Genomic DNA, 25,252 nt, shown 5'->3' on the forward strand with positions numbered 1-25,252 from the left:
AAGGGACATCAACGATGATGCGACGCCGTACCACCCTGCTCACGAGCTGCACCGCCCTCGCCCTGGCCCTCGGCGCGACCGCCTGTGGCGGCGGCCCGGTCACCGCGGGCGGTGGCGACAAGTCGCTCAGCGGCCAGACGGTCACCGTGGCCGGCGTCTGGTCCGGCAGCGAGCAGAAGAACTTCCAGAAGGTGCTGGACGCGTTCACCGCGAAGACCGGCGCCAAGACCCAGTTCGTCTCCACCGGCGACAACGTCTCCACGGTCGTCGGCAGCAAGATCGAGGGCGGCAACGCGCCCGACGTCGTGATGGTCCCGCAGGTCGGCGTGCTCCAGCAGTTCGCGAAGAAGGGCTGGCTCCAGCCGCTGTCCCCGACCGCCGAGCAGACGGTCGACGCCGACTTCGCACCCGTGTGGAAGAAGTACGGCAGCGTCGACGGCTCCCTCTACGGCCTCTACTTCAAGGCCGCCCACAAGTCGACGGTCTGGTACAGCCCCGACGCCCTCGCCCAGGCCGGCGTCAAGCCGCCGAAGACCTACGACGAGATGCTCAGGGCCGGGCACACCGTCTCCGACTCCGGGCTCGCCGCCTTCGCGGTCGCCGGGCAGGACGGCTGGACGCTCACCGACTGGTTCGAGAACATCTACCTCTCCCAGGCCGGACCCGAGAAGTACGACGCCCTCGCCGCCCACAAGCTGAAGTGGACGGACGCTTCCGTCGTCCAGGCGCTCACCACGCTCGGCAAGCTCTTCAAGGACAAGCAGCTGATCGCGGGCGGCCAGAAGGAGGCGCTGAACACCGACTTCCCCAGCTCGGTCGAGAAGGTCTTCGGGCCCAAGCCCGAGGCCGGCATGGTCTACGAGGGCGACTTCGTCGCCGGGGTGGCCCACGACCAGTTCCAGAAGGCCATCGGCAAGGACGCGGACTTCTTCCCGTTCCCCGCGGTCGGCGGCGGCACCGCACCGGTGGTCAGCGGCGGGGACGCGGCCGTCGTCCTCAAGGACGGCAAGAACGCCAAGGCCGGCATGAAGCTCCTGGAGTACCTGGCCACCCCGGAGGCGGCCGCCGTCTGGGCGAAGGCGGGCGGCTTCCTGTCCCCGAACAAGAAGCTCGACCTCTCCTCGTACAGCGACGACGTCACCCGGGCCACCGCCAAGTCGCTGGTCGGCGCGGGCGACTCGGTCCGCTTCGACATGTCCGACCAGGCACCGGCGGCCTTCGGCGGCACCAAGGGCGCGGGGGAGTGGAAGCTGCTCCAGGACTTCCTGCGCGACCCCTCCGACCCGAAGGGCACCGCGGCGAAGCTGGAGTCCGCGGCGGCCAAGGCCTACCAGGACTGAGTGAACCCATGACCGCCACCACACTCGTGCACAAGGAGGCGGGTCCGCGGGCCGCCGGCGCGGCCCGCGGGCGCCGCGGCCGGCGGCGCGCCCGGACCGTCGCCCTGCTCTTCGTCTTCCCCGCCCTGCTCCTGCTCGGCGCCCTTGTCGTCTACCCGGTGCTGTTCTCCGTCGGCCGCAGCTTCTTCGACGCCTCCGGCACCCGGTTCGTGGGCGGCGACAACTACGCCGAGATGTTCCGCGACCCGGCGACCCTGAAGGCCATCCGCAACACCGTCATCTGGGTGGTCGTGGCCCCGGCCCTGCTCACCGGCCTCGGCCTGATCCTGGCCGTCCTGGTGGAGAAGGTGCGCTGGGCGACCGCCTTCAAGCTGCTGCTGTTCATGCCGATGGCGGTGTCCTTCCTCGCCGCCGGCATCATCTTCCGGCTCGCCTACGACGAGGACCCGAACAAGGGTGTCCTCAACGCCGCCGTGGTCTCCGTCCACGACGCCTTCACGGGGACCTCGTCGTATCCGACGGCCCGGGCGCGTGACGGGCAGGGGCTGACCCCCGGTCGGGACGGCTCGTACCTGACGAACGCGGACCTGTCCCCGGGCCGCTCGGTGGCCCTCGGCCTGGTCGGCGTCCTGCCCAAGGACCTGCCGAAGGACGCCTCGCCCGCCTCCCCGGCCGCCGCACGCAAGGCCGGCGCCGGTGAACTGCGCGGTGTCGTCTACCTGGACTTCACGCCCGGCGGGGGAGGGAAGCAGGGCAGGGTCGACCCGAAGGAGAGCGGCCTGCCCGGCATGAAGGTCGAGGCGCTGCGCGACGGGAAGACGGTCGCGAGTACGACGACCGCGTCCGACGGCGCCTTCCACTTCTCCGGGCTCGACCAGGGCTCGTACACGGTGAAGCTGCCCGCGTCGAACTTCGCGCCGCCCTACCAGGGGGTCTCCTGGCTCGGTCCGACGCTCGTCACACCGGCGATCATCGGCGCGTACCTGTGGATCTGGACCGGTTTCGCGATGGTGCTGATCGGCGCGGGTCTGTCCACACTGCCTCGGGACGCGCTGGAGGCGGCCCGGATGGACGGGGCGAACGAGTGGCAGATCTTCCGCCGGATCACCGTCCCGTTGCTCGCCCCTGTCCTCACCGTGGTCTTCGTGACCCTCGTGATCAACGTGATGAAGGTCTTCGACCTCGTCTACATCATCGCGCCGGGGCCGGTGCAGGAGGACGCCACCGTCCTCGCGACCCAGATGTGGCTGGTGTCCTTCGGCGGCGGCAACAACCAGGGCCTGGGCAGTGCGCTCGGTGTGCTGCTCCTGCTCCTGGTGATCCCCGCGATGGTCTTCAACGTCCGCCGTTTCCGAAGGAGTCAGCGATGAACGCGGTCAGGCGTGGCCTGGGCAACGGTCTCGTGCAGGCGTTCCTCGTGGTGATCGGCCTGGTGTGGCTGACGCCGCTGGCGGGGCTGTTCGTGTCCTCGTTGCGGTCGGCGCAGGACACGGCCAAGGGTGGCTGGTGGACGGCGCTGGCCAGTCCGGGGCAGCTGTCCTTCGACAACTACTCGGCGCTGCTGAAGAACGCCGGCATGACGCAGGCCTTCTGGAACACCGTGCTGATCTCGGTGCCGGCGACCACCCTGGTCGTCGTCATCGCGGCGCTCGCCGGATACGCCTTCGCCTGGCTGGACTTCCCCGGCCGCGAGCCGCTCTTCCTGCTGGTGGTGGCCCTGTTGGTGGTGCCGGTGCAGATCGGGCTGCTGCCGGTGGCCAAACTCTTCGGCCAGCTGGGGCTGTTCGGCACGATTCCCGGTGTGGTCCTCTTCCACGTCGCGTACGGCCTCCCCTTCGCGGTGTTCCTGCTGCGGAACTACTTCGCGGAGATGCCGAAGGAGATGCTGGAGGCGGCGCGGATGGACGGTGGCAGTGAGTGGCGTATCTTCACCCGGCTGGTCCTGCCGGTGGGCCGGCCCGCGATCGCCTCGCTCGCCATCTTCCAGTTCCTCTGGGTCTGGAACGACATGCTGGTCGCCCTGCTCTTCGCCGACAGCTCGTCCCAGCCGCTGACGGTTGAACTCCAGTCCCAGATCAGGCAGTTCGGCAGCAACATCGATGTCCTGGCGCCGGGGGCGTTCCTGTCCCTGATCGTGCCGGTGGTGGTGTTCTTCGCGTTCCAGCGGCACTTTGTGCAGGGGGTGATGGCGGGGTCGGTGAAGTAGTGGAAAAGCGGAGGCCCCGGATGGCACCTCCGCTTTTCTGCCTACCGAGTCGGGTGGTGCGTGGCACCGCGGCTTACGGGGACGCCGGTGGGTAAAGCGACCGGGGCAGCTGTGAAGCCGCGGCCGCGTCGAGCAGCCACAGGGTCCGCTGACGGCCGTACGCTCCCGCCGCCGGTGCCTGGACCTCGCCCGCGCCCGACAGGGCGATGGCCACGGCCTGGGCCTTGTCCTCGCCGGCCGCCAGGAGCCAGACCTCGCGGGCCGAGCGGATCGCCGGCAGGGTCAGCGAGACCCGGGTCGGCGGCGGCTTGGGGGCGCCGTGGACGCCGACCACCGTGCGCTCGGTCTCGCGGACCGCGGGCAGCTCGGGGAAGAGCGAGGCCACGTGGGTGTCCGGGCCGACGCCCAGCATCAGCACGTCGAAGGAGGGAACGGCACCGTGGTTCTCGGGGTCGGCCGCCTTCGCCAGTTCCGCCGCGTACGCCTCCGCGGCCGCCTCCACGTCCGCACCGTACGGCCCGTCGGAGGCGGGCATGGCATGCACGCGCTCGGGGTCCACCGGTACGGCGTCCAGCAGGGCCGCGCGGGCCTGCGTGACATTGCGCTCCGGGTCGCCCTCGGGGAGGAAGCGCTCGTCGCCCCACCAGAGGTCGAGCCGGCTCCAGTCGACGGCGTCCCGGGCGGGGGCCACCGCCAGCGCGGCGAGCAGGCCGTTGCCGTTGCGGCCCCCCGTGAGGACCACGGACGCGTGGCCCCGGGAGGCCTGCGCGTCCACGATCTTCGTGATCAGACGGGCCGCGGCGGCCTGCGCCATCAGCTCCTTGTCGCGGTGCACGACCAGTTGCGGAGTGCTCACTTCGCCGTCGCCTTCTTCGCCGGGGCCTTCTTGGCGGCCGCCTTCTTGGCAGGGGCCGCGGCGACCTCGGCCTCGGCCACCGGCTGAGCCGCGGCGGCCTCCGCGCCCGTGTTCAGCCGCTCCACGCCGTAGCGCAGCGCCGACGCGTAGGTGTCGTCCGGGTCGAGCCGGCGCAGCTCCTCCGTGATCAGCTCGGCGGTGTCCCGCCGCTTGAGCGCCACCGCGCGGGCCGGCTGGCCCTCGATGGCCAGGGTGGCCAGCGAGCCGTCGGCCCGGTCCAGGACGATCGGGCCGCAGCTGGTGTCCATACGGACGGCGGTCAGGCCCGGGCCCGAGGAGAGGGAGCGCTTGACGGGCACGTCCAGGCGGTCCGCGAGCCACATCGCGAGCAGCTCGCAGCTCGGGTTGAACTCCTCGCCCTCCACCTCGACGGTCTTCACCTCACAGACCACCTGGTCCAGGGCCGCCGCCAGCATCGAGCGCCACGGCGTGATCCGGGTCCAGGACAGGTCGGTGTCGCCGGGCGTGTAGGCCTCGGCACGGGCGGACAGCTCCCGTACCGGCTGCTCGGCGGCGTAGGTGTCGGTGACCCGGCGCTGGGCGAGCGCGCCGAGGGGGTCCTTGGCCGGGTCCAGCGGGGCGTTCACCGGCCACCAGACGACGACCGGGGCGTCCGGCAGCAGCAGCGGCAGGACGACCGAGTCGGCGTGGTCGGACACCTCGCCGTACAGCCGCAGCACCACCGTCTCGCCGGTGCCCGCGTCCGCGCCCACCCGCACCTCGGCGTCCAGCCGGGACGACGTACGGTCGCGCGGGGAGCGGGAGACGCGCTTGATGACCACCAGCGTGCGCGAGGGGTGCTCGCGCGACGCGTCGTTGGCGGCCTTCAGGGCGTCGTAGGCGTTCTCCTCGTCGGTGACGATGACGAGGGTCAGGACCATGCCGACGGCGGGGGTGCCGATGGCCCGGCGGCCCTTGACGAGCGCCTTGTTGATCTTGCCGGCGGTGGTGCCGGTCAGGTCTATCTTCATGGCCGGCGCCAGCTCCGTCCGTCTCGTGCGAGCATCTCGTCCGCCTCGGCGGGGCCCCAGGTGCCCGACGGGTACTGCGCGGGCCTGCCGTGCTTGTCCCAGTACGCCTCGATCGGGTCGAGGATCTTCCAGGACAGCTCGACCTCCTCCGTGCGCGGGAAGAGGTTGGCGTCGCCCAGCAGCACGTCCAGGATCAGCCGCTCGTAGGCCTCCGGGCTGGACTCCGTGAAGGACTCGCCGTAGGCGAAGTCCATGGACACGTCCCGGATCTCCATCGAGGTGCCCGGCACCTTCGAGCCGAAGCGGACCGTGATGCCCTCGTCCGGCTGGACGCGGATGACCACCGCGTTCGAGCCCAGCTCCTCCGTCGCCGTGTGGTCGAAGGGGGAGTGCGGCGCCCGCTGGAAGACGACGGCGATCTCGGTGACGCGGCGGCCGAGGCGCTTGCCGGTGCGCAGATAGAAGGGGACGCCCGCCCAGCGGCGGTTGTCGATCTCCAGCTTCACGGCCGCGTAGGTGTCGGTCTTCGACTTGGGGTCGATGCCGTCCTCTTCGAGGTAGCCGATGACCTTCTCGCCGCCCTGCCAGCCCGCCGCGTACTGGCCGCGGACGGTGCTGCGGCCCAGGTCCCTCGGCAGCCGGACGGCGCCGAGCACCTTGGTCTTCTCGGCGGCCAGCGCGTCCGCGTCGAAGGAGGCGGGCTCCTCCATCGCGGTCAGCGCGAGCAGCTGGAGCAGGTGGTTCTGGATGACGTCACGGGCGGCGCCGATGCCGTCGTAGTAGCCGGCGCGGCCGCCGATGCCGATGTCCTCGGCCATGGTGATCTGCACATGGTCCACGAAGGACCGGTTCCAGATCGGCTCGAACATCGTGTTGGCGAAGCGCAGCGCCAGGATGTTCTGGACGGTCTCCTTGCCGAGGTAGTGGTCGATCCGGAACACCTGGTCCGGCTCGAACACCTCGTGCACGACCTTGTTCAGCTCCTCGGCCGACTCCAGGTCGTGGCCGAACGGCTTCTCGATGACCGCACGGCGCCACGAGCCGCCGGTCTGGTCGGCCAGCCCGTGCTTCTTCAGCTGCTGGATGACCACCGGGAAGGAGCGCGGCGGCACGGACAGGTAGAAGGCGAAGTTGCCGCCCGTGCCCTGTGCCTTGTCCAGCTCCTCGATGGTGGCGCGCAGCCGCTCGAAGGCGTCGTCGTCGTCGAAGGTGCCCTGGACGAAGCGCATCCCCTGGATGAGCTGCTGCCAGACCTCCTCACGGAACGGCGTACGGGCGTGCGCCTTGACGGCGTCGTGGACCTCGGCTGCGAAGTCCTCGTGCTCCCACTCGCGGCGGGCGAAGCCCACCAGGGAGAAGCCCGGCGGCAGCAGACCCCGGTTCGCGAGGTCGTACACCGCGGGCATCAGCTTCTTGCGGGACAGGTCGCCCGTGACGCCGAAGATCACCAGGCCCGACGGCCCCGCGATACGCGGGAGCCGTCGGTCGGCGGGGTCACGAAGCGGGTTCGCTCCGGAACCAGCAAGGGGTGACAAATCAGCCCTCCGAGGGAGCGAGGCGCTGCAGCTCCGCCTCGGTCGACTTCAGCAGGTCGTTCCAGGACGCCTCGAACTTCTCGACGCCCTCGTCCTCCAGCACCTGGACGACGTCGTCGTACGAGATACCGAGCTTCTCCAGCGCGTCGAGGTCGGCGCGGGCCTGCCCGTAGGTGCCGGCGACGGTGTCGCCGGTGATCTCGCCGTGGTCCTCGGTGGCCTCCAGGGTGGCCTCCGGCATGGTGTTGACCGTGTTCGGCGCGACCAGGTCCGTCACGTACATGGTGTCCTGGTAGGCCGGGTCCTTCACGCCGGTCGACGCCCACAGCGGACGCTGCTTGTTGGCGCCCGCGTTCTCCAGCGCGCTCCAGCGGTCGGAGGAGAAGACCTCCTCGTACGCCTGGTAGGCGAGGCGCGCGTTGGCGACGGCGGCCTTGCCGCGCAGCGCCTTGGCCTCGTCGGTGCCGAGAGCGTTCAGCCGCTTGTCGATCTCGGTGTCCACGCGGGACACGAAGAAGGACGCCACGGAGTGGATCAGGGAGAGGTCCAGGCCCTTCTCGCGCGCCTTCTCCAGGCCCGTGATGTAGGCGTCCATGACCGCGCGGTAGCGCTCCAGGGAGAAGATCAGCGTGACGTTGACGCTGATCCCGTTGCCGATCGTCTCGGCGATCGCCGGCAGACCCGCCTTGGTGGCCGGGATCTTGATCAGGGTGTTCGGGCGGTCGACCAGCCAGGCCAGCTGCTTGGCCTCGGCGACGGTCGCCCGGGTGTTGTGGGCCAGCCGCGGGTCGACCTCGATGGAGACCCGGCCGTCCTGGCCGTCGGTGGAGTCGAAGACGGGGCGCAGGATGTCGGCGGCGTCGCGGACGTCCGCCGTGGTGATCATGCGGATGGCCTCTTCGACCGTGACCTTGCGGGCGGCGAGGTCCGCGAGCTGCTGCTCGTAGCCGTCGCCGCTGCTGATCGCCTTCTGGAAGATCGTCGGGTTGGTGGTGACGCCCACGACGTGCTGCTGGTCGATCAGTTCGGCGAGGTTGCCGGACGTGATCCGCTTGCGCGACAGGTCGTCCAGCCAGATCGCGACGCCTTCCTCGGAGAGGCGCTTGAGTGCGTCTGTCATGGAATTACATCTCCTACGTGTCGTATATGAGCGTCAGCGCTGGGCGTCGGCGAGGGATTCCCGCGCCTTCGCGGCCACGTTCTCGGCAGTGAAGCCGTACTCGCGGAAGAGGACCTTGCCGTCCGCGGAAGCACCGAAGTGCTCCAGGGAAACGATGCGGCCGGCGTCCCCGACGTACTTGTGCCAGGTGAGGCCGATGCCCGCCTCGACGGAGACACGGGCCTTCACGGTCGGCGGCAGCACGGAGTCCCGGTACCCCTGGTCCTGCTCCTCGAACCACTCCACCGACGGCATGGACACGACCCGCGTCGGCACACCCTCGGCCTGCAGCTGCTCGCGCGCCTCGACGGCCACGTGCACCTCGGAGCCGGTGGCGATCAGGATCACCTGCGGCTCGCCGCCGTCGGCCTCGAACAGCACGTAACCACCGCGCGCGGCCTCGTCGTTGGACTCGTAGACCGGCACACCCTGGCGGGTCAGCGCGAGGCCGTGCGGGGCGCCCTTGCCGAACTCCTTGGTGTAGCGCTTGAGGATCTCGCGCCAGGCGATCGCGGTCTCGTTGGCGTCCGCGGGGCGGACGACGTTCAGACCGGGGATCGCGCGCAGCGAGGCCAGGTGCTCGATGGGCTGGTGCGTCGGGCCGTCCTCGCCCAGACCGATGGAGTCGTGCGTCCACACGTACGTCACCGGCAGGTGCATCAGGGCCGACAGGCGCACCGCGTTGCGCATGTAGTCGGAGAAGACGAGGAACGTACCGCCGTAGACACGGGTGTTTCCGTGCAGCGTGATGCCGTTCATCTCCGCGGCCATGGAGTGCTCGCGGATACCGAAGTGGATGGTGCGGCCGTACGGGTCCGCCTCCGGCAGCGGGTTGTCCGCCGGCAGGAACGAGCTGTCCTTGTCGATGGTCGTGTTGTTCGACCCGGCCAGGTCGGCGGAGCCGCCCCACAGCTCGGGGACGACCGCGCCCAGCGCCTGCAGCACCTTGCCGGAGGCGGCACGCGTCGCGACGGCCTTGCCCGGCTCGAAGACCGGGAGCTTCTCCTCCCAGCCGGTGGGCAGCTCGCCCGCGCTGATGCGGTCGAACTCGGCCGCGCGCTCGGCGTTGTTGTCGCGCCAGAGCTGGAAGGACTTCTCCCACTCCGCCTTGAGCTCACGGCCGCGCTCGACGGCCTGGCGGGTGTGGCCCAGCACCTCGTCGGAGACCTCGAAGGACTGCTCCGGGTCGAAGCCGAGGACGCGCTTGGTGGCCGCGACCTCGTCGTCGCCGAGCGCCGAGCCGTGCGCGGCCTCGGTGTTCTGCGCGTTCGGGGCCGGCCAGGCGATGATCGAGCGCATCGCGATGAAGGACGGCTTGTCCGTCACCTTCTTCGCGGCCTCGATCGCGTTGTAGATGGCGTGCGGGTCGAGGTCGCCGTCCGGCTTCGGGGCGATCCGCTGCACGTGCCAGCCGTAGGCCTCGTACCGCTTGACGGTGTCCTCGGAGACGGCCGTCTCGGTGTCGCCCTCGATCGAGATGTGGTTGTCGTCCCACAGCAGGATCAGGTTGCCCAGCTCCTGGTGGCCGGCGAGCGAGGACGCCTCGGCGGAGATGCCCTCCTGCAGGCAGCCGTCACCGGCGATGCAGTAGATGAAGTGGTCGAAGGGGGACTCGCCCTGCGGCGCCTCCGGGTCGAACAGACCGCGCTCGTAGCGGGCGGCCATGGCCATGCCCACCGCGTTGGCGACACCCTGGCCCAGCGGGCCCGTGGTGGTCTCGACGCCCTTGGTGTGCCCGTACTCCGGGTGGCCCGGAGTCTTCGAGCCCCAGGTGCGGAAGGACTTCAGGTCGTCCAGCTCCAGGCCGAAGCCGGCCAGGAAGAGCTGCGTGTAGAGGGTCAGGGACGAGTGGCCGGCGGACAGCACGAAGCGGTCGCGGGCGACCCACTCCGGGTCGGCCGGGTCGTGCCGCATCACCTTCTGGAAGAGGGTGTAGGCGGCCGGAGCCAGGCTCATCGCCGTACCGGGATGGCCGTTGCCGACCTTCTGTACGGCGTCGGCGGCCAGGACGCGGGCGGTGTCCACGGCCCGCTGGTCCAGCTCGGTCCACTCAAGGTCTGTGGTGGTCGGCTTGGTGCTCACCCTGGGTCAGGGCTCCTCTCCACATGTCGGTCGCCGGTCTTCGGGGCATGCCCCCACCCGGCCGCCGGTGCACTTCTGCCCACCGGCCGTTGTTGAGCCTACCCCCGTAAGGACGTGCATTTTTTCGAGTGATTCCAGACTGCCGGGACTCTTGGAGATCCGCCTCCCGACTGGCCGAGGACGCATTCGGCACATGAATACGGAGCCGCTCATCTGACTGCTCAATCGAGCCCTCGGACCCCTCTGATGCGCCGGTCGCCAACACGACCCCACCCCCGCGAAGGCCGAGGTATGGGCAACGTCTAAAGTGGCGTGGTACGCGCGAGCCTTTACCGGGACTTCACAGGGGAGGCTTGCTGGGATGTCTCTGTCAGGGGTGTGCGTGACGGCCGTCGAATCCCGTCCAGCGGGTGCGCTCGGGACGAGCCAAAGCCCGGTTCACCGGCCGTTCGGGGCCCGTGTCAAGGCATTCGTGGCTCTGACCAAGCCGCGGATCATCGAGCTGCTGCTCATCACCACCGTTCCGGTGATGTTCCTGGCACAGCAGGGTGTACCCGACCTGAAGCTGGTCCTGCTCACCTGCGTCGGTGGCTACCTCTCGGCGGGCGGCGCGAACGCGCTGAACATGTACATCGACCGGGACATCGACGCCCTGATGGACCGCACCTCGCAGCGCCCGCTGGTCACCGGGATGGTCAGCCCGCGCGAGTGCCTGGCCTTCGGCATCACCCTCGCGGTCGTCTCGACGCTGCTGTTCGGGTTGACCGTCAACTGGCTGAGCGCCTGGCTGTCACTCGGAGCGCTCCTCTTCTACGTCGTCGTCTACACGATGATCCTCAAGCGGCGTACGTCGCAGAACATCGTGTGGGGCGGTATCGCCGGCTGCCTGCCGGTGCTGATCGGCTGGTCCGCCGTCACCGACTCGATGTCCTGGGCGCCGATCATCCTCTTCCTCGTCATGTTCTTCTGGACGCCGCCGCACTACTGGCCGCTGTCCATGAAGGTCAGGGAGGACTACGCGCGCGTGGGCGTTCCGATGCTCCCGGTCATCGCCTCCAACAAGGTGGTCGCCCGGCAGATCGTCATCTACAGCTGGGTGATGGTCGCCGTCTCCCTGCTGCTGACCCCGCTCGGCTACACCGGCTGGTTCTACACCCTGGTCGCCCTCGCGGCCGGCGGCTTCTGGCTGTGGGAGGCGCACGGGCTGCAGAACCGGGCGAAGGCCGAGGTGACCGGCGCCAAGCTCAAGGAGATGCGCCTGTTCCACTGGTCGATCACCTACGTGTCGATCCTCTTCGTCGCGGTCGCGGTGGACCCCTTCCTGCGCTGACGGACCGCCGTACGTCACAGGTCACAGGGCCCTGCTCTCGCCAGCCGATCTACCCGTGAGTAGCATCCTGGCCATGGCAGACACGCAGCAGGTTGACCCGAAGGCCGAGCGTACGGCGGCCCGGCTCGCGAAGCAGATCAGCGCCTTCTCCAAGGCGCACGGCGGCGCCGAGGGCCAGGTGGCCCACATCGGCGAGCGCGGCGCCCGGATCGTCCTCGTCGGCGAGGACGGCGGCTGGGGCGACCTGGTGGCCCCCAGCACCGAGATCGCCGAGCAGGCGGTGCGGAAGGCGGGCATCACGGTCCACGAGTCCTTCGACGGCGAGTTCGCGGCGAAGGTGAAGACGGGTCCGTACGAGTGGAAGCGGATGGCCGGGATCCAGCTCGGCGGTCCGAGCAACGCCTGAACCGACCGCAGCGGAACCAGCAACACCTGACACCAGCAACACCTGACACCCGGTTCACCCGTTAGGACGTGTGAGGAACGTCCAGCCCCGGGGAGCCCGGATGATCGAAACGCCGTCCCTGGTGGACCAGTACTGCCACGGTGTCCTGAGAACGGAACTGGGCCTCGGCACGTTCGAGGCCCAGCTCGCGCGCACCGAGGGCCCGCCCGCCCCGGGCACCACCCTCTTCGACACCCAGACCGGCTTCGCCGTACGCCGCTGGTGCCCGCCCCTCCTCGGCCTGGAACCCCACTGCTCGCCGGCCCGCTATCTCGCCCGGCGCCGCGAACTCGGCGTACTGGAAGCCGGCCGCAGGCTGCTGCGCGGCAGCGGCATCACCACCTACCTCGTCGACACGGGCCTGCCCGGCGACCTCACCGGCCCCGCCGAGATGGCCTCCACGGGCGACGCCGAGGCCTGCGAGATCGTCCGGCTCGAACTGCTCGCGGAGCAGGTCGCCGACACCTCGGGCACCGTCGAGTCGTTTCTCGCCAACCTCGCCGAGTCGGTGCACGGAGCCGCCGCGAACGCCGTCGCCTTCACCTCCGTGGCAGGTCTGCGGCACGGCCTCGCGCTCGCGCCGGAGCCGCCCGGACCGGGCGAGGTGCGCGGCGCGGCGGGCCGCTGGCTGGCCGGGCGGCGGGTCGGCGGCGAGCTGAGCGACCCGGTGCTGCTCCGGCACCTGCTGTGGATCGCGGTCGCCTCGGGGCTGCCCCTCCAACTGCACTCCGGTCTCGGCGAGCCCGGCTCGCGCATCGACCGTACGGACCCGGTGCTGCTCACCGACTTCGTCCGGGCAACCGCCGGGCTCGGCACGGATCTGGTCCTGCTGCACGGCTACCCGTACCACCGCCACACCGCCCACCTGGCCGGCGTCTTCCCGCACGTGTACGCCGACTCGGGCGCGGCCCTCGTCCGCACCGGTGCCCGTGCGGCCACGGTCCTCGCCGAGACCCTGGAGCTGGCCCCGTTCGGCAAGATCCTCTTCTCCAGCGGCGCCCACGGCCTGCCCGAGCTGCACGTCGTCGGGGCCCGTCTGTTCCGCGAGGCGCTGGGCCGGGTGCTGGGCGGCTGGGTGGCGGAGGGCGCGTGGTCCCTGGGGGACGCGCAGCGGGTGGCCCGGATGGTCGCGGCGGACAACGCGCGCAGAGTTTATGGGCTGGGGTGAGCTGTACAGACTGAGCGGATGGAGACCGAGACGTTACTGGACCGCTTCCTCCGTGAACTGACGGCACTGCGGCCCGTCGCCGTCTGGGCGCACGGCTCGCTCGCCGGCGGCGACTACCAGGAGGGCCGCAGCGACCTGGATCTGATCGCGGTGCTGCCGCACCCCGTGACCCCGGGTGACGTATGGAAGGTGGCCGTCGTGCACGCCCGCATGCGGGCCCAGCCCCTCGCCGCCGGGCTGCACTGCACCTATCTCACCCCGGACACCGTGGACGACGCCGCCCGCCGCCATCTGACGTGGGCGCACGAGCAGCTGTTCAAGCGGACGGTCACCCCGGTGACCCGGCGTGAGCTGCACTCCTTCGGGCGGGTGCTGCACGGGCGCGTGCCCGCCGGGCTGCTGCCGCCGGTGCCGGACCGGGAACTCGGCGACTTCGTCGTACGCGACCAGCGGGACTTCTGGCGGCCGGCCGTCGACAAGGCACCGCTGTGGACGCAGGACGTGTGGGTCGACCTGGGGATGGTCACCTTCGCCCGCGCCACCGTCACCGCGCGCGACGGACGGCTGATCTCCAAGCGCGAGGCCCTGGACCTGCTGCCCGGCCTGGGCGCACCCGTAGAGGTCGTCGAGGACATCCGCCGACGCCGCTACGGCGGTTCCGCGCCGCCCACCGAGGAGTGGACGGCGCGTCGGGCTCTGCTGACCCGGGACTACCTGGGCCCGGCGATCGACGCGCTCACGGCGTCGTGCGACTGAGCGGGGAAACCGGCCGTCACATCGGGGCGTTCCCGCAGCGACAGCAGGACGCGCAGGACACCGATCCACACCAGGCACGAGCCGAACATGTGGAGGCCGACGAGAGCCTCGGGCAGGTGCGTGAAGTACTGGACGTAGCCGATGGCACCCTGCGCGAGCAGGATCAGGAACAGCTCGCGGGTGCGGTCGAGGGGGCCCTTGGGGGCGTCGACGGCCTTGAGCACGAACCACAGGGCGAAGGTGAGGGTCACCACGATCCAGGCGAGCACGGCGTGCAGCTTGCTGACCGTCTCCCAGTCGATCGGGATCCGCTCGACCTCGCTGGAGTCGCCCGCGTGCGGCCCGGCCCCGGTCACCACCGTGCCGACCGCGATCAGCAGCGCGGACGCGGCCACCAGGAACCACACCAGCTGCCGCACGGCCTTGCCGACCAGGGGCCGCGGCTCCCCGTCGCCCTCGCGGGTGCGCTGCCACATCACCGTGGCGACGGTGATGAGGCCCGTCGAGAGCAGGAAGTGCGCGGCGACCGTGTACGGGTTCAGGCCCACCAGGACCACGATGCCGCCGAGCACCGCGTTGCCCATGACCACCCAGAACTGCGTCCAGCCCAGCCGGGTGAGGCTGCGCCGGTACGGCTTCTCGGAGCGGGCGGCGATGATCGCCCAGCCGACGGCCGCGCACAGCACGTACGTCAGCATGCGGTTGCCGAACTCGATGGCTCCGTGGAAGCCCATCGCACTGGTGGTGGTCAGCGAGTCGTCGGTGCACGTGGGCCAGGTCGGGCAGCCCAGGCCCGAGCCCGTCAGGCGTACGGCACCGCCGGTGACGACGATGACCACCGACATGACGAGCGCGGCGAGCGCCGCCCGCCGGACCGTCCGGGGATCCGGGGTCCAGCGTGCGGCGATGAAGGCGAGCGGGTTGCGCAGGGCCGCCACGGCGTCGGCGGGGGTCAGCTTTGGCACGCGCACCATCGTAGGCCGCCGCTTGTGCACGCTTTCACGAGGGGCACCCCGAACACGAGGGTCCCGCCTCCGTGGCTACTCCCAGCGGAAGAACTTCCCGGCCGCCGCGAGCCCCACGACCGCCCACAGGGCGAGGATGCCGAGGTCGCCCCACGGCATCCCGGCGCCGTGCTGGAGCACGTCCCGCAGGCCGTCGGAGAGGGCCGAGATGGGCAGCAGGCCGAGGATCTGCCGGCCCGCCGAGCCGAACTTGTCCAGCGGCACGATCACGCCGCCGCCGACGAGCAGCAGCAGGAAGACCAGGTTGGCGGCGGCCAGGGTCGCCTCCGCCTTCAGGGTGCCCGCCATCAGCAGGCCGAGGCCCGAGAAGGCGGCCGTGCCGAGGATCAGCAGGAGCAGGACGGCGATGGGGTTGCCGTGCGGGGACCAGCCCAGCGCGAAGGCGATCACCGTCAGCAGGATCACCTGGAGGACCTCCGTCACCAGGACGGACGCCGTCTTCGCGGCCATCAGGCCCCAGCGCGGCAGCGGGGAGGAGGCGAGCCGCTTCAGCACGCCGTAGCGGCGCTCGAAGCCGGTCGCGATGGCCTGCCCGGTGAACGCCGTCGACATCACGGCGAGGGCCAGGATGCCGGGCGCGAGGAAGTCGACCGCCTTGCCCTTGCCGGTGTCGACGATGTCCACGGAACTGAAGAGCACCAGCAGCAGGGTCGGGATCACGACCGTCAGCAGCAGCTGCTCGCCGTTGCGCAGCAGCATCTTGGTCTCCAGCGCCGCCTGGGCCGCGATCATGCGGGGGAGGGGCGCCGCGCCCGGCTTGGGGGCGTACGTACCGGTCGCGGTCGTCACGAGCGCAGCTCCTTGCCGGTCAGCTCAAGAAAAACGTCCTCCAGAGTGTGCCGTTCCACCGAGATCCGGTCCGGCATCACCCCGTGCTGGGCGCACCACGAGGTCACCGTGGCCAGCAGCTGCGGGTCGACCTTGCCGACGACCCGGTAGCTGCCCGGGGTCAGCTCGGCGGCCGTGCAGTCGGCCGGGAGCGCCTTGAGCAGGGAGGCCACGTCGAGGCCGGGACGGCCGGTGAAGCGCAGGGTGTTCTCGGCGCCGCCCTTGCACAGCTCCTCCGGGGAGCCCTTTGCGATGACCCGGCCGCCGTCGATGATCGCGACGTCGTCGGCGAGCTGCTCGGCCTCTTCCATGTGGTGCGTGGTGAGGATCACCGAGACGCCGTCGGCGCGCAGGTCCCTGACCAGGTCCCAGGTGGCCCGGCGGGCCTGCGGGTCGAGGCCGGCCGTCGGCTCGTCCAGGAAGACCAGTTCCGGGCGGCCGACGACGGCCATGGCGAGCGCCAGCCGCTGCTGCTGGCCGCCGGACAGCCGGCGGTAACTGGTGCGGCCGCAGGAGCCGAGCCCGAGGCGTTCGATCAGCGCGTCCACGTCCAGCGGATGCGCGTGCAGCTTGGCGACGTGGCGCAGCATCTCGTCCGCTCTGGCGCCGGAGTACACGCCCCCGGACTGGAGCATCACGCCGATGCGCGGACGCAGCTCGGCGGCCTGCCGTACCGGGTCGAGGCCCAGGACGCGCACCGTGCCGGCATCCGGCTTCCGGTACCCCTCGCAGGTCTCGACCGTGGTCGTCTTCCCCGCCCCGTTGGGGCCGAGTACGGCGGTCACTCCCGCCTGGGCCGCCAGGTCGAGGCCGTCCACCGCGGTCTTCGTGCCGTACCGCTTCACCAGGGCCTGGACCTGGACCACGGGCTCACTTCGCATGGATCCAGAGTCTAGGGAGCCGCTGGGCCGTTCAGGAGTGGGGGTCCCCCCGCTCGAGCGGAGCCGAGCGTGGGGGAGGGTAGGGGAACTCCTCCTCACGGGGGCGGTGCACGGCCAGCCACCGCTCGGCGTAGGCCACCGCGTCCGCCACCGGGAACAGCCGGGCGTCGGCCGCGCCCACCTTGCCGCGTACGACGGGACGGTCCCGTTCGAAGTCGTGGCCCAGCTCGTCGAAGCGGTCCGAGGTGATCGACACCTCGGTCACCGTCTCCCAGCCACCGCCCGGTGCCGGCCGGCCGACCGGCACGAGCGGGGACGGTATGCGGTACTCGGCCAGGTGGAAGCTGGTGCAGGCGTCGTAACCCGCGCCGAGCAGCAGCACCCGGGCGCCCAGCAGCTCCAGCCGGGCCAGCGGGCTGCGCTCGCCCAGCCGGCAGTCGGGGGCGTGGCCGTCGACTATCTCCGCGGCGCGCGGCCCGAGCGCGGCGAAGGAGGTCTGCGGGTGCGCGCTGCGCAGGGCGCCCGGCCAGGTACGGACGGCCTCCGGTATCACCCCGACCCCGCGCGACGGGGTGATCAGGGGGTCGTAGCCGGGCATCGTGGCCCGGATCCGGTCCCACCACTCCTCGGGCACCGGAGGGTTGGCCCACACGGCCGGGTCGGACAGGCCGCCGGTCTGGGTGGGCACGACGAGCGTGCCGGAGGGGCCGAGCGCGTCGAGGAGTCCCTGGACGACGGCGACGGCGCCTCCGTTGACCCAGCCGAGGGAACTCAGCGAGGAGTGCACGAGGAGGATCTCGCCGGTCTCGACACCCAGCAGCCGCAGCTGCGTGGAGACCGTGTCGCGAGTGACAAGAGGGCCGGTCGGAGGGGGTGTGGACATGGTTCGGGAGTCTTCCCGACGGGCGTGGAAGACGCCACCGTTTTGCGGTCCCGGCCCAGGTCGGACGATCGACGGACCACCGCCGGATGATCGATCAGAAGATCATTTCCGCAGGTCAGATTAGGTATGCCTAAGTGACGCAGGGCACCGCCCGATGATCCCGACGGCGCTTGTCAGGCTCTGAAGAATTACGCAACAATGGCGTTGTGAAAAACGTCGGCGAGGCTCGGGAGACCCCGGTGGGTACCCCTCAGGAGGAGCTCGCGACTGGGGAGCGCTCGACGCGCAACCGGGTCGCGCGGTCCATCCTGGACCACGGCCCGTCGACCGTCACCGAACTCGCCGGACGCCTGGGCCTGACCCCGGCGGCCGTACGACGGCACCTGGACGCGCTGGTCGCGGACGACGTCGTCGAGGCGCGCGAGCAGCGGGTGTACGGCACGCGCACGCGTGGCCGTCCCGCCAAGGTCTTCGCGCTGACGGACTGCGGCCGGGACGCCTTCGACCAGTCGTACGACAAGCTCGCCGCGGACGCCCTGCGCTGGATCGCCGAGCGGGAGGGCGGGGCCGACGCGGTCGCCGCCTTCGCCCGCGCCCGGATCGCCGCCCAGGCGGGCGCGTACCGCAAGGCGATCGAGAGTGTCAGCCCCGACGAGCGCACCGAAGCGCTGGCCAAGGCCCTGAGTGTGGACGGGTACGCTGCTACGGCGCGTAGCGCACCGGTCGGCGAACAGCTGTGCCAGCATCACTGCCCGGTCGCCCACGTGGCGGAACAGTTCCCGCAGCTGTGCGAGGCGGAGACGGAGATCTTCGCCGAGCTGCTGGGGACCCACGTCCAGCGACTGGCGACCATCGCGCACGGCGACGGCGTCTGCACGACGTTCATCCCCAAGATTTCCAAGACCAGCGACAACGCATCTGCTAGCACGGCCGGGAGGAACCCCGCATGACGCTCCCCACGGAGACTGCCCACCCCGAACTCGAGGGTCTGGGCAAGTACGAATACGGTTGGGCCGACTCCGACGAGGCCGGCGCCTCTGCGAAGCGTGGTCTGAACGAGGACGTGGTCCGGGACATCTCGGCGAAGAAGTCCGAGCCGGAGTGGATGACCAAGCTCCGTCTCAAGGGCCTGCGCCTCTTCGAGAAGAAGCCCATGCCGAACTGGGGCTCGGACCTGTCGGGCATCGACTTCGACAACATCAAGTACTTCGTGCGCTCCACGGAGAAGCAGGCGGAGTCCTGGGAGGACCTGCCCGAGGACATCAAGAACACCTACGACAAGCTGGGCATCCCGGAGGCCGAGAAGCAGCGCCTCGTCGCCGGTGTCGCCGCCCAGTACGAGTCGGAGGTCGTCTACCACCAGATCCGCGAGGACCTGGAGGAACAGGGCGTCATCTTCCTCGACACCGACACCGCGCTGAAGGAGCACCCGGAGCTCTTCAAGGAGTACTTCGGCACGGTCATCCCGGTCGGTGACAACAAGTTCGCCTCGCTGAACACGGCCGTGTGGTCGGGCGGCTCCTTCATCTACGTCCCGCCGGGCGTCCACGTGGAGATCCCGCTCCAGGCCTACTTCCGTATCAACACGGAGAACATGGGCCAGTTCGAGCGGACCCTGATCATCGTCGACGAGGGTGCCTACGTGCACTACGTCGAGGGTTGTACGGCCCCGATCTACAAGTCGGACTCGCTGCACAGCGCCGTGGTCGAGATCATCGTCAAGAAGAATGCCCGCTGCCGCTACACGACCATCCAGAACTGGTCGAACAACGTCTACAACCTGGTCACCAAGCGCGCCGTGGCGTACGAGGGCGCGACCATGGAGTGGATCGACGGCAACATCGGCTCCAAGGTGACGATGAAGTACCCGGCCGTCTACCTGATGGGCGAGCACGCCAAGGGTGAGACCCTCTCCATCGCCTTCGCGGGCGAGGGGCAGCACCAGGACGCCGGCTCCAAGATGGTCCACATGGCGCCGAACACCTCCTCCAACATCGTCTCCAAGTCGGTGGCGCGCGGTGGCGGTCGTACGTCCTACCGCGGTCTCGTCGAGATCGGCGAGGGCGCCCACGGCTCCAAGTCGAACGTGCTGTGCGACGCGCTGCTCGTCGACACCATCTCCCGCTCCGACACGTACCCGTACGTGGACGTCCGCGAGGACGACGTGTCCATGGGCCACGAGGCGACCGTCTCCAAGGTCAGCGACGACCAGCTCTTCTACCTGATGAGCCGGGGCATGACCGAGTTCGAGGCGATGGCGATGATCGTGCGCGGCTTCGTCGAGCCGATCGCCAAGGAGCTCCCGATGGAGTACGCCCTCGAGCTCAACCGGCTGATCGAGCTGCAGATGGAAGGCGCGGTCGGCTAAGCCCGCCCCATCGGTCAGCACACGTCTTACTCAGAAAGCGAGCACTACGACAGCCATGGCTGAGGCTCAGAACATCCCGGTGGGGTCCACCACCGCCGGCGCGGTGGCCGTTGCCGCCGAGTCGACCGTCGCCACGCGCATGAGTGCGCCCCCGTCCTTCGACGTCGCGGACTTCCCGGTCCCGCACGGCCGCGAGGAGGAGTGGCGGTTCACCCCGCTGGAGCGCCTGCGCGGGCTGCACGACGGCACCGCCGTCGCCAACGGCGAGGGCGTGAAGGTCACCGTCGAGGCCCCCGAGGGCGTCACCGTCGAGACCGTCGGCCGCGCCGACGCGCGCGTCGGCAAGGCGGGCACCCCGGTGGACCGCGTGGCCGCCCAGGCGTACTCGGCGTTCGAGCAGGCCGGCGTGGTCACCGTCCCCAAGGAGACGGTGCTCACCGAGCCGATCCGCATCGCCGTGCACGGTGCGGGCGGGGTCGCCTTCGGCCACCAGGTCATCGAGCTGGGTGCCTTCGCCGAGGCCGTCGTCGTCATCGACCACACCGGTGACGCGGTGCTCGCGGCCAACGTCGACTACATCCTGGGCGACGGCGCCAAGCTGACCGTCGTCTCCGTCCAGGACTGGGACGACAAGGCCGTGCACGTGGCCCAGCACAACGCCCTCGTCGGCCGGGACGCGAGCTTCAAGTCGGTCGTCGTGACCTTCGGCGGTGACCTGGTCCGCCTGCACCCGCGCGTCACCTACGCGGGCACCGGCGGCGAGGCCGAGCTGCTCGGCCTGTACTTCACCGACGCCGGGCAGCACCAGGAGCACCGCCTCCTGGTCGACCACAACACCCCGCACTGCAAGTCGAACGTCGTCTACAAGGGCGCGCTCCAGGGCGACGACGCGCACGCGGTGTGGATCGGTGACGTGCTCATCGAGGCCAAGGCCGAGGGCACGGACACCTACGAGATGAACCGCAACCTGGTCCTGACCGACGGCGCGCGGGTCGACTCGGTGCCGAACCTGGAGATCGAGACCGGCGAGATCGTCGGCGCCGGCCACGCCTCCGCGACCGGCCGCTTCGACGACGAGCAGCTCTTCTACCTGATGGCCCGCGGCATCCCGGAGCACGAGGCCCGCCGCCTCGTCGTCCGTGGCTTCTTCGCCGAGCTGGTCCAGCAGATCGGTGTCGCGGACATCGAGGAGCGCCTGCTCGCGAAGATCGAGGAGGAGCTGGAGGCTTCGGTCGCATGACCTTCGTACGCGCCTGTGGGCTGAGCGAGCTGGAGGAGGACACCCCGAAGCGGGTGGAACTCGACGGCACGCCCGTGTCCATCGTGCAGACCGAGGGCGAGGTCTTCGCGATCCACGACATCTGCTCCCACGCGAACGTCTCGCTCTCCGAGGGCGAGGTGGAGGACTGTCAGATCGAGTGCTGGCTGCACGGCTCCAGCTTCGACCTCCGCACCGGCAAGCCGTCCGGCCTCCCCGCGACGCGCCCCGTCCCCGTTTACCCCGTAAAGATCGAAGGGGACGACGTTCTCGTCTCCCTCACCCAGGAGTCCTGAGGCACCCATGGCAACGCTTGAAATCCGAGACCTGCACGTCACCGTCGAGGCCGACAACGCCACGAAGGAGATCCTCAAGGGCGTCGACCTCACCGTGAAGCAGGGCGAGACGCACGCCATCATGGGCCCCAACGGCTCCGGCAAGTCGACCCTCGCCTACTCGCTCGCGGGTCACCCGAAGTACACGATCACCGGCGGCACCGTGCTGCTCGACGGCGAGGACGTCCTGGAGATGTCCGTCGACGAGCGCGCCCGCGCGGGCCTGTTCCTGGCGATGCAGTACCCGGTCGAGGTCCCCGGCGTCTCGGTCTCCAACTTCCTGCGCACCTCCGCCACCGCCATCCGCGGCGAGGCCCCCAAGCTGCGTACCTGGGTGAAGGAGGTCAAGGAGGCCATGGAGCGCCTCAACATGGACCCGGCCTTCGCCGAGCGCAACGTCAACGAGGGCTTCTCCGGCGGTGAGAAGAAGCGCCACGAGATCCTCCAGCTCGAACTGCTCAAGCCGAAGGTCGCGGTCCTCGACGAGACCGACTCCGGCCTGGACGTCGACGCGCTCCGCATCGTCTCCGAGGGCGTCAACCGCGTCCGCGAGACCGGCGAGGTCGGCACCCTGCTGATCACCCACTACACGCGCATCCTGCGCTACATCAAGCCCGACTACGTCCACGTCTTCTCCGGCGGTCGCATCGTCGAGTCCGGCGGTGCCGAGCTCGCCGACAAGCTGGAGGACGAGGGCTACGAGGCATACACGAAGGGTGGCGCATCCGCGTGACACAGCTGCCGGGCCTCCTCGACACCGAGGCGATCCGCAAGGACTTCCCCGTCCTGGACCGACTGATCCACGACGGCAAGAAGCTCGTGTACCTGGACAACGCGGCGACCTCGCAGAAGCCGCGCCAGGTGCTGGACGCCCTGAGCGAGTACTACGAGCGCTACAACGCCAACGTCCACCGCGGTGTGCATGTGCTCGCCGAGGAGGCCACGGCGCTGTACGAGGGCGCGCGCGACAAGGTCGCCGCGTTCATCAACGCGCCGAGCCGCGACGAGGTGATCTTCACCAAGAACGCCTCCGAGTCGCTGAACCTCGTGGCGAACATGCTGGGCTGGGCCGACGAGCCCTACCGGGTGGACCACGAGACCGAGATCGTCATCACGGAGATGGAGCACCACTCCAACATCGTGCCGTGGCAGCTGCTGGCGCAGCGCACGGGCGCGAAGCTGAAGTGGTTCGGCCTCACCGACGACGGCCGTCTCGACCTCTCCAACATCGACGAGATCATCACCGAGAAGACGAAGATCGTCTCCTTCGTGCTGGTGTCGAACATCCTGGGCACGATCAACCCGGTCGAGGCGATAGTGCGCCGGGCGCAGGAGGTCGGTGCGCTGGTCTGCATCGACGCCTCGCAGGCCGCCCCGCACATGCCGCTGGACGTGCAGGCCCTGCAGGCCGACTTCGTGGCCTTCACCGGCCACAAGATGTGCGGCCCGACCGGCATCGGCGTCCTCTGGGGCCGTCAGGAGCTGCTGGAGGACCTGCCTCCGTTCCTGGGCGGCGGCGAGATGATCGAGACGGTGTCCATGCACTCCTCGACCTACGCTCCCGCGCCCCACAAGTTCGAGGCGGGTACGCCCCCGATCGCGCAGGCCGTCGGCCTGGGCGCCGCGATCGACTACCTGAACTCGATCGGCATGGAGAAGATCCTCGCCCACGAGCACGCGCTGACGGAGTACGCGGTCAAGCGCCTGGCGGAGGTCCCGGACCTGAGGATCATCGGCCCGACCACGGCCGAGGACCGCGGCGCCGCGATCTCCTTCACCCTCGGGGACATCCACCCGCACGACGTGGGCCAGGTCCTCGACGAGCAGGGCATCGCGGTCCGCGTCGGCCACCACTGCGCGCGGCCCGTCTGCCTCCGCTACGGAATTCCTGCGACCACGCGAGCGTCGTTCTATCTGTACTCCACGCCGGCCGAGATCGACGCACTGGTCGACGGCTTGGAGCACGTACGGAACTTCTTCGGCTGAGAGGCGTGAGCTGAAACCGTGAAGCTGGACTCCATGTACCAGGAAGTCATCCTGGACCACTACAAGAACCCGCACGGGCGTGGTCTCCGGGATGGCGACGCCGAGGTGCACCACGTGAACCCGACGTGCGGCGACGAGATCACCCTCCGAGTGAAGTACGACGGCACGACCATCGAGGACGTCTCGTACGAGGGCCAGGGCTGCTCCATCAGCCAGGCCTCGGCCTCCGTGCTGAACGAACTCCTCGTCGGCAAGGAACTGGCCGAGGCGCAGAAGATCCAGGAGGCCTTCCTGGAGCTGATGCAGTCCAAGGGCCGGATCGAGCCCGACGACGCGATGGAGGAGGTGCTGGAGGACGCGGTCGCGTTCGCCGGTGTCTCCAAGTACCCGGCCCGGGTCAAGTGCGCCCTCCTCAGCTGGATGGCGTGGAAGGACGCGACGGCCCAGGCCCTGGGCGGGGCCGACGCCGAAAGGAAGACGGCATGAGCGAGACCGTTGAGATGAAGCCGGCCTCGGAGGAGGAACTCCGCGAGGCGCTGTACGACGTCGTCGACCCCGAGCTGGGCATCGATGTGGTCAACCTCGGGCTGATCTACGGCATCCACATCGACGACGCGAACATCGCGACGATCGACATGACCCTGACCTCCGCCGCCTGCCCGCTGACGGACGTCATCGAGGACCAGGCCAAGTCCGCCACGGACGGCCTGGTCAGCGAACTCCGCATCAACTGGGTCTGGATGCCCCCGTGGGGCCCCGACAAGATCACGGACGACGGCCGGGAGCAGCTTAGGGCGCTCGGGTTCAACGTCTGAGACATCCGCGTACGTGAAGCGGCGGCACCTGACGGGTGCCGCCGCTTCCGTGTGTCCGGCTTCGTGTGTCCGGCTTCGTCGGCTCAGGCGAGCCCGTCCACCAGCCGGAACGCCGAGTCCGCCCGGTACAGGTCCGTGTTCTGGTACGGGTCCAGCTTCAGCTGGAAGTTCTGGTGGCGCAGGAAGCGGCCCGGGTAGTTGACCGACTCCAGCATGGTCGCGCCGGTGACGGAGGACGTGCGGGGGCAGAAGGTGGCGTCCTGGCGGAACAGGCGGGAGCCGTCGTTGTGTTCGGCGCGCAGGAGGAAGTTGCGGTGGCGGAGGTAGTCGCCGTCGGCCGTGGCGAAGGAGTAGCAGCGGGCGTCGGACAGGCCCTTGACCAGGGTGAAGGTGGCGGCGCGGCGGGCGGAGGGGGAGTCGACCGGGTCGAGCTTCACGTAGTCGCCGACGACGTGCCAGTAGCGGTCGGGGTAGTTCAGGGACTGGATCGAGCGCCGGTCGGTGGCCGGCTTCCGGGAACTTCCGTGGTGAGCCGGGGACTTGGCGGGGGTGGGCTTCGCGTCGGCCGTGTGGGTGGGCGTGGGGGACGCGGTGGTGGAGGGGGTTGGCGAGGTCATGCTCGTGTTGCCCTTCGGCGGAGCGGTCGTACTCGTCGAAGGGGAGGCGAAGGACAGCAGGCCGGGGCCGTTGTCCGTGGGTGCTCCGGTCGCGGGCGGGGTGGCCTGCTGGTCGTGGGTCCTGTCGTTGACGGCTATCGCCGTCACACAGGCCGCGATCGTGGCCACGGCGAGCGCGCCGGCCAGCCAGAGTCTTCGGGTGCCGGGAGCCCGGGAGGTGTCCGGGGTCCAGCCGTTCTCCCAGGGCTGGCGTCGCGGGGAGTGGGGGGTGCTCTCAGGCATACGGTTCTCCACCGCCGCCCGGGGCGGCGGCCGGGGGTGTGTGGGTGAGGTGAGTGACGTGTGAAG

The 25,252-nt window shown here is 70.0% G+C and carries 25 protein-coding genes; 15 read left to right on the plus strand and 10 right to left on the minus strand.

Annotated elements, in window-relative coordinates; genetic code table 11:
• The first annotated feature begins 14 nt into the window (after positions 1-14).
• Genes CRP49_RS24395 through CRP49_RS24405 form a run of 3 tightly spaced genes read left to right on the plus strand, consistent with a single transcriptional unit; the run spans position 15 to position 3,546 of the window.
• Entirely contained in the window at positions 15-1,340 is a 1,326-nt protein-coding gene (locus tag CRP49_RS24395) for an ABC transporter substrate-binding protein (protein WP_097255311.1), read from the plus strand.
• A gap of 8 nt (positions 1,341-1,348) precedes the next feature.
• Complete coding sequence (locus tag CRP49_RS24400) at positions 1,349-2,710, plus strand: ABC transporter permease subunit (protein ID WP_097255312.1); 1,362 nt, start codon at positions 1,349-1,351, stop codon at positions 2,708-2,710.
• Positions 2,707-3,546 carry a carbohydrate ABC transporter permease gene (locus CRP49_RS24405; RefSeq protein ID WP_097255313.1) on the plus strand — a complete coding sequence of 280 codons (840 nt, stop codon included), beginning with the start codon at positions 2,707-2,709 and terminating at the stop codon, positions 3,544-3,546. Before CRP49_RS24400 ends, CRP49_RS24405 begins: the two co-directional genes overlap by 4 nt.
• Positions 3,547-3,619: 73 nt before the next feature.
• Here CRP49_RS24405 and pgl read toward each other — a convergent pair whose 3' ends face one another.
• The 5 genes from pgl to tkt are packed head-to-tail and all read right to left on the minus strand — an operon-like array spanning position 3,620 to position 10,209.
• Positions 3,620-4,402, minus strand: coding sequence for a 6-phosphogluconolactonase (gene pgl, locus CRP49_RS24410; protein WP_097255314.1), 783 nt, complete (start codon positions 4,400-4,402; stop codon positions 3,620-3,622).
• Complete coding sequence (gene opcA / locus CRP49_RS24415) at positions 4,399-5,433, minus strand: glucose-6-phosphate dehydrogenase assembly protein OpcA (protein WP_097255315.1); 1,035 nt, start codon at positions 5,431-5,433, stop codon at positions 4,399-4,401. The genes pgl and opcA overlap by 4 nt, the downstream gene beginning before the upstream one ends.
• Entirely contained in the window at positions 5,430-6,968 is a 1,539-nt protein-coding gene (gene zwf, locus CRP49_RS24420; RefSeq protein ID WP_097255316.1) for a glucose-6-phosphate dehydrogenase, read from the minus strand. The genes opcA and zwf overlap by 4 nt, the downstream gene beginning before the upstream one ends.
• Position 6,969: 1 nt before the next feature.
• Positions 6,970-8,088, minus strand: a complete 1,119-nt coding sequence (tal, locus tag CRP49_RS24425) for a transaldolase (protein ID WP_094214801.1) — start codon at positions 8,086-8,088, stop codon at positions 6,970-6,972.
• Positions 8,089-8,121: 33 nt separating this feature from the next.
• Entirely contained in the window at positions 8,122-10,209 is a 2,088-nt protein-coding gene (tkt, locus tag CRP49_RS24430) for a transketolase (RefSeq protein ID WP_097255317.1), read from the minus strand.
• 361 nt (positions 10,210-10,570) lie between these two features.
• Between tkt and CRP49_RS24440 the strand changes: the two genes are divergently transcribed.
• The 4 genes from CRP49_RS24440 to CRP49_RS24455 all read left to right on the plus strand — a co-directional run bounded on the left by CRP49_RS24440 (position 10,571) and on the right by CRP49_RS24455 (position 13,908).
• Entirely contained in the window at positions 10,571-11,539 is a 969-nt protein-coding gene (locus CRP49_RS24440) for a heme o synthase (protein ID WP_373560364.1), read from the plus strand.
• A gap of 73 nt (positions 11,540-11,612) precedes the next feature.
• Positions 11,613-11,945: a hypothetical protein gene (locus CRP49_RS24445; protein ID WP_094214798.1), complete on the plus strand. Its 333-nt coding sequence runs from the start codon at positions 11,613-11,615 to the stop codon at positions 11,943-11,945.
• Between the two features lie 100 nt (positions 11,946-12,045).
• A complete protein-coding gene (locus CRP49_RS24450; RefSeq protein ID WP_097255319.1) occupies positions 12,046-13,152 on the plus strand; it encodes an amidohydrolase family protein in 1,107 nt (368 codons plus the stop codon).
• Between the two features lie 18 nt (positions 13,153-13,170).
• Positions 13,171-13,908, plus strand: coding sequence for a nucleotidyltransferase domain-containing protein (locus CRP49_RS24455; RefSeq protein ID WP_097255320.1), 738 nt, complete (start codon positions 13,171-13,173; stop codon positions 13,906-13,908).
• Here CRP49_RS24455 and CRP49_RS24460 read toward each other — a convergent pair.
• The 4 genes from CRP49_RS24460 to CRP49_RS24475 form a co-directional block, all read right to left on the minus strand.
• Complete coding sequence (locus CRP49_RS24460; RefSeq protein WP_097255321.1) at positions 13,863-14,882, minus strand: heme A synthase; 1,020 nt, start codon at positions 14,880-14,882, stop codon at positions 13,863-13,865. The genes CRP49_RS24455 and CRP49_RS24460 overlap by 46 nt on opposite strands.
• 66 nt (positions 14,883-14,948) lie before the next feature.
• A complete protein-coding gene (locus tag CRP49_RS24465; protein ID WP_257033692.1) occupies positions 14,949-15,665 on the minus strand; it encodes an ABC transporter permease in 717 nt (238 codons plus the stop codon).
• 53 nt (positions 15,666-15,718) lie between these two features.
• A complete protein-coding gene (locus CRP49_RS24470; protein ID WP_097255323.1) occupies positions 15,719-16,642 on the minus strand; it encodes an ABC transporter ATP-binding protein in 924 nt (307 codons plus the stop codon).
• Positions 16,643-16,673: 31 nt separating this feature from the next.
• Positions 16,674-17,525 carry an aminoglycoside N(3)-acetyltransferase gene (locus CRP49_RS24475; protein ID WP_097255324.1) on the minus strand — a complete coding sequence of 284 codons (852 nt, stop codon included), beginning with the start codon at positions 17,523-17,525 and terminating at the stop codon, positions 16,674-16,676.
• A gap of 206 nt (positions 17,526-17,731) precedes the next feature.
• Between CRP49_RS24475 and CRP49_RS24480 the strand changes: the two genes are divergently transcribed.
• The 8 genes from CRP49_RS24480 to CRP49_RS24515 are packed head-to-tail and all read left to right on the plus strand — an operon-like array spanning position 17,732 to position 24,287.
• Positions 17,732-18,475, plus strand: coding sequence for a metalloregulator ArsR/SmtB family transcription factor (locus CRP49_RS24480; protein WP_097255325.1), 744 nt, complete (start codon positions 17,732-17,734; stop codon positions 18,473-18,475).
• Positions 18,472-19,893 carry a Fe-S cluster assembly protein SufB gene (gene sufB, locus CRP49_RS24485; protein WP_097255326.1) on the plus strand — a complete coding sequence of 474 codons (1,422 nt, stop codon included), beginning with the start codon at positions 18,472-18,474 and terminating at the stop codon, positions 19,891-19,893. The genes CRP49_RS24480 and sufB overlap by 4 nt, the downstream gene beginning before the upstream one ends.
• A 55-nt stretch (positions 19,894-19,948) precedes the next feature.
• Complete coding sequence (gene sufD / locus CRP49_RS24490; protein WP_097255327.1) at positions 19,949-21,133, plus strand: Fe-S cluster assembly protein SufD; 1,185 nt, start codon at positions 19,949-19,951, stop codon at positions 21,131-21,133.
• Positions 21,130-21,447 carry a non-heme iron oxygenase ferredoxin subunit gene (locus tag CRP49_RS24495; RefSeq protein WP_094214788.1) on the plus strand — a complete coding sequence of 106 codons (318 nt, stop codon included), beginning with the start codon at positions 21,130-21,132 and terminating at the stop codon, positions 21,445-21,447. Before sufD ends, CRP49_RS24495 begins: the two co-directional genes overlap by 4 nt.
• A gap of 7 nt (positions 21,448-21,454) precedes the next feature.
• A complete protein-coding gene (gene sufC / locus CRP49_RS24500) occupies positions 21,455-22,219 on the plus strand; it encodes a Fe-S cluster assembly ATPase SufC (protein ID WP_097255328.1) in 765 nt (254 codons plus the stop codon).
• Positions 22,216-23,472: a cysteine desulfurase gene (locus CRP49_RS24505; RefSeq protein WP_097255329.1), complete on the plus strand. Its 1,257-nt coding sequence runs from the start codon at positions 22,216-22,218 to the stop codon at positions 23,470-23,472. Before sufC ends, CRP49_RS24505 begins: the two co-directional genes overlap by 4 nt.
• 18 nt (positions 23,473-23,490) lie before the next feature.
• Complete coding sequence (gene sufU / locus CRP49_RS24510; protein ID WP_097255330.1) at positions 23,491-23,958, plus strand: Fe-S cluster assembly sulfur transfer protein SufU; 468 nt, start codon at positions 23,491-23,493, stop codon at positions 23,956-23,958.
• Positions 23,955-24,287 carry a metal-sulfur cluster assembly factor gene (locus CRP49_RS24515; RefSeq protein WP_094214784.1) on the plus strand — a complete coding sequence of 111 codons (333 nt, stop codon included), beginning with the start codon at positions 23,955-23,957 and terminating at the stop codon, positions 24,285-24,287. Before sufU ends, CRP49_RS24515 begins: the two co-directional genes overlap by 4 nt.
• A gap of 83 nt (positions 24,288-24,370) precedes the next feature.
• Here the strand turns inward: CRP49_RS24515 and CRP49_RS24520 are convergent, their stop codons facing one another.
• A complete protein-coding gene (locus tag CRP49_RS24520) occupies positions 24,371-25,186 on the minus strand; it encodes an AbfB domain-containing protein (RefSeq protein WP_097255331.1) in 816 nt (271 codons plus the stop codon).
• Between the last annotated feature and the right edge of the window lie 66 nt (positions 25,187-25,252).

The organism is Streptomyces sp. Ag109_G2-15, from assembly GCF_900215565.1.
In the GTDB taxonomy this organism is placed as follows: Bacteria; Actinomycetota; Actinomycetes; order Streptomycetales; family Streptomycetaceae; genus Streptomyces; species Streptomyces diastatochromogenes.

What these genes read in the sequence shown, in the direction of transcription:
- CRP49_RS24395 (WP_097255311.1), top strand. Translation starts at nt 15, where the DNA reads ATGATGCGACGCCGTACCACCCTGCTCACGAGCTGCACCGCCCTCGCC.
- CRP49_RS24400 (WP_097255312.1), top strand. Translation starts at nt 1,349, where the DNA reads ATGACCGCCACCACACTCGTGCACAAGGAGGCGGGTCCGCGGGCCGCC.
- CRP49_RS24405 (WP_097255313.1), top strand. Translation starts at nt 2,707, where the DNA reads ATGAACGCGGTCAGGCGTGGCCTGGGCAACGGTCTCGTGCAGGCGTTC.
- opcA (WP_097255315.1), bottom strand. Translation starts at nt 5,433, where the DNA reads ATGAAGATAGACCTGACCGGCACCACCGCCGGCAAGATCAACAAGGCG.
- tal (WP_094214801.1), bottom strand. Translation starts at nt 8,088, where the DNA reads ATGACAGACGCACTCAAGCGCCTCTCCGAGGAAGGCGTCGCGATCTGG.
- CRP49_RS24440 (WP_373560364.1), top strand. Translation starts at nt 10,571, where the DNA reads ATGTCTCTGTCAGGGGTGTGCGTGACGGCCGTCGAATCCCGTCCAGCG.
- CRP49_RS24445 (WP_094214798.1), top strand. Translation starts at nt 11,613, where the DNA reads ATGGCAGACACGCAGCAGGTTGACCCGAAGGCCGAGCGTACGGCGGCC.
- CRP49_RS24450 (WP_097255319.1), top strand. Translation starts at nt 12,046, where the DNA reads ATGATCGAAACGCCGTCCCTGGTGGACCAGTACTGCCACGGTGTCCTG.
- CRP49_RS24455 (WP_097255320.1), top strand. Translation starts at nt 13,171, where the DNA reads ATGGAGACCGAGACGTTACTGGACCGCTTCCTCCGTGAACTGACGGCA.
- CRP49_RS24460 (WP_097255321.1), bottom strand. Translation starts at nt 14,882, where the DNA reads ATGGTGCGCGTGCCAAAGCTGACCCCCGCCGACGCCGTGGCGGCCCTG.
- CRP49_RS24465 (WP_257033692.1), bottom strand. Translation starts at nt 15,665, where the DNA reads ATGATCGCGGCCCAGGCGGCGCTGGAGACCAAGATGCTGCTGCGCAAC.
- CRP49_RS24470 (WP_097255323.1), bottom strand. Translation starts at nt 16,642, where the DNA reads ATGCGAAGTGAGCCCGTGGTCCAGGTCCAGGCCCTGGTGAAGCGGTAC.
- CRP49_RS24475 (WP_097255324.1), bottom strand. Translation starts at nt 17,525, where the DNA reads ATGTCCACACCCCCTCCGACCGGCCCTCTTGTCACTCGCGACACGGTC.
- sufB (WP_097255326.1), top strand. Translation starts at nt 18,472, where the DNA reads ATGACGCTCCCCACGGAGACTGCCCACCCCGAACTCGAGGGTCTGGGC.
- sufD (WP_097255327.1), top strand. Translation starts at nt 19,949, where the DNA reads ATGGCTGAGGCTCAGAACATCCCGGTGGGGTCCACCACCGCCGGCGCG.
- CRP49_RS24495 (WP_094214788.1), top strand. Translation starts at nt 21,130, where the DNA reads ATGACCTTCGTACGCGCCTGTGGGCTGAGCGAGCTGGAGGAGGACACC.
- sufC (WP_097255328.1), top strand. Translation starts at nt 21,455, where the DNA reads ATGGCAACGCTTGAAATCCGAGACCTGCACGTCACCGTCGAGGCCGAC.
- CRP49_RS24515 (WP_094214784.1), top strand. Translation starts at nt 23,955, where the DNA reads ATGAGCGAGACCGTTGAGATGAAGCCGGCCTCGGAGGAGGAACTCCGC.
- CRP49_RS24520 (WP_097255331.1), bottom strand. Translation starts at nt 25,186, where the DNA reads ATGCCTGAGAGCACCCCCCACTCCCCGCGACGCCAGCCCTGGGAGAAC.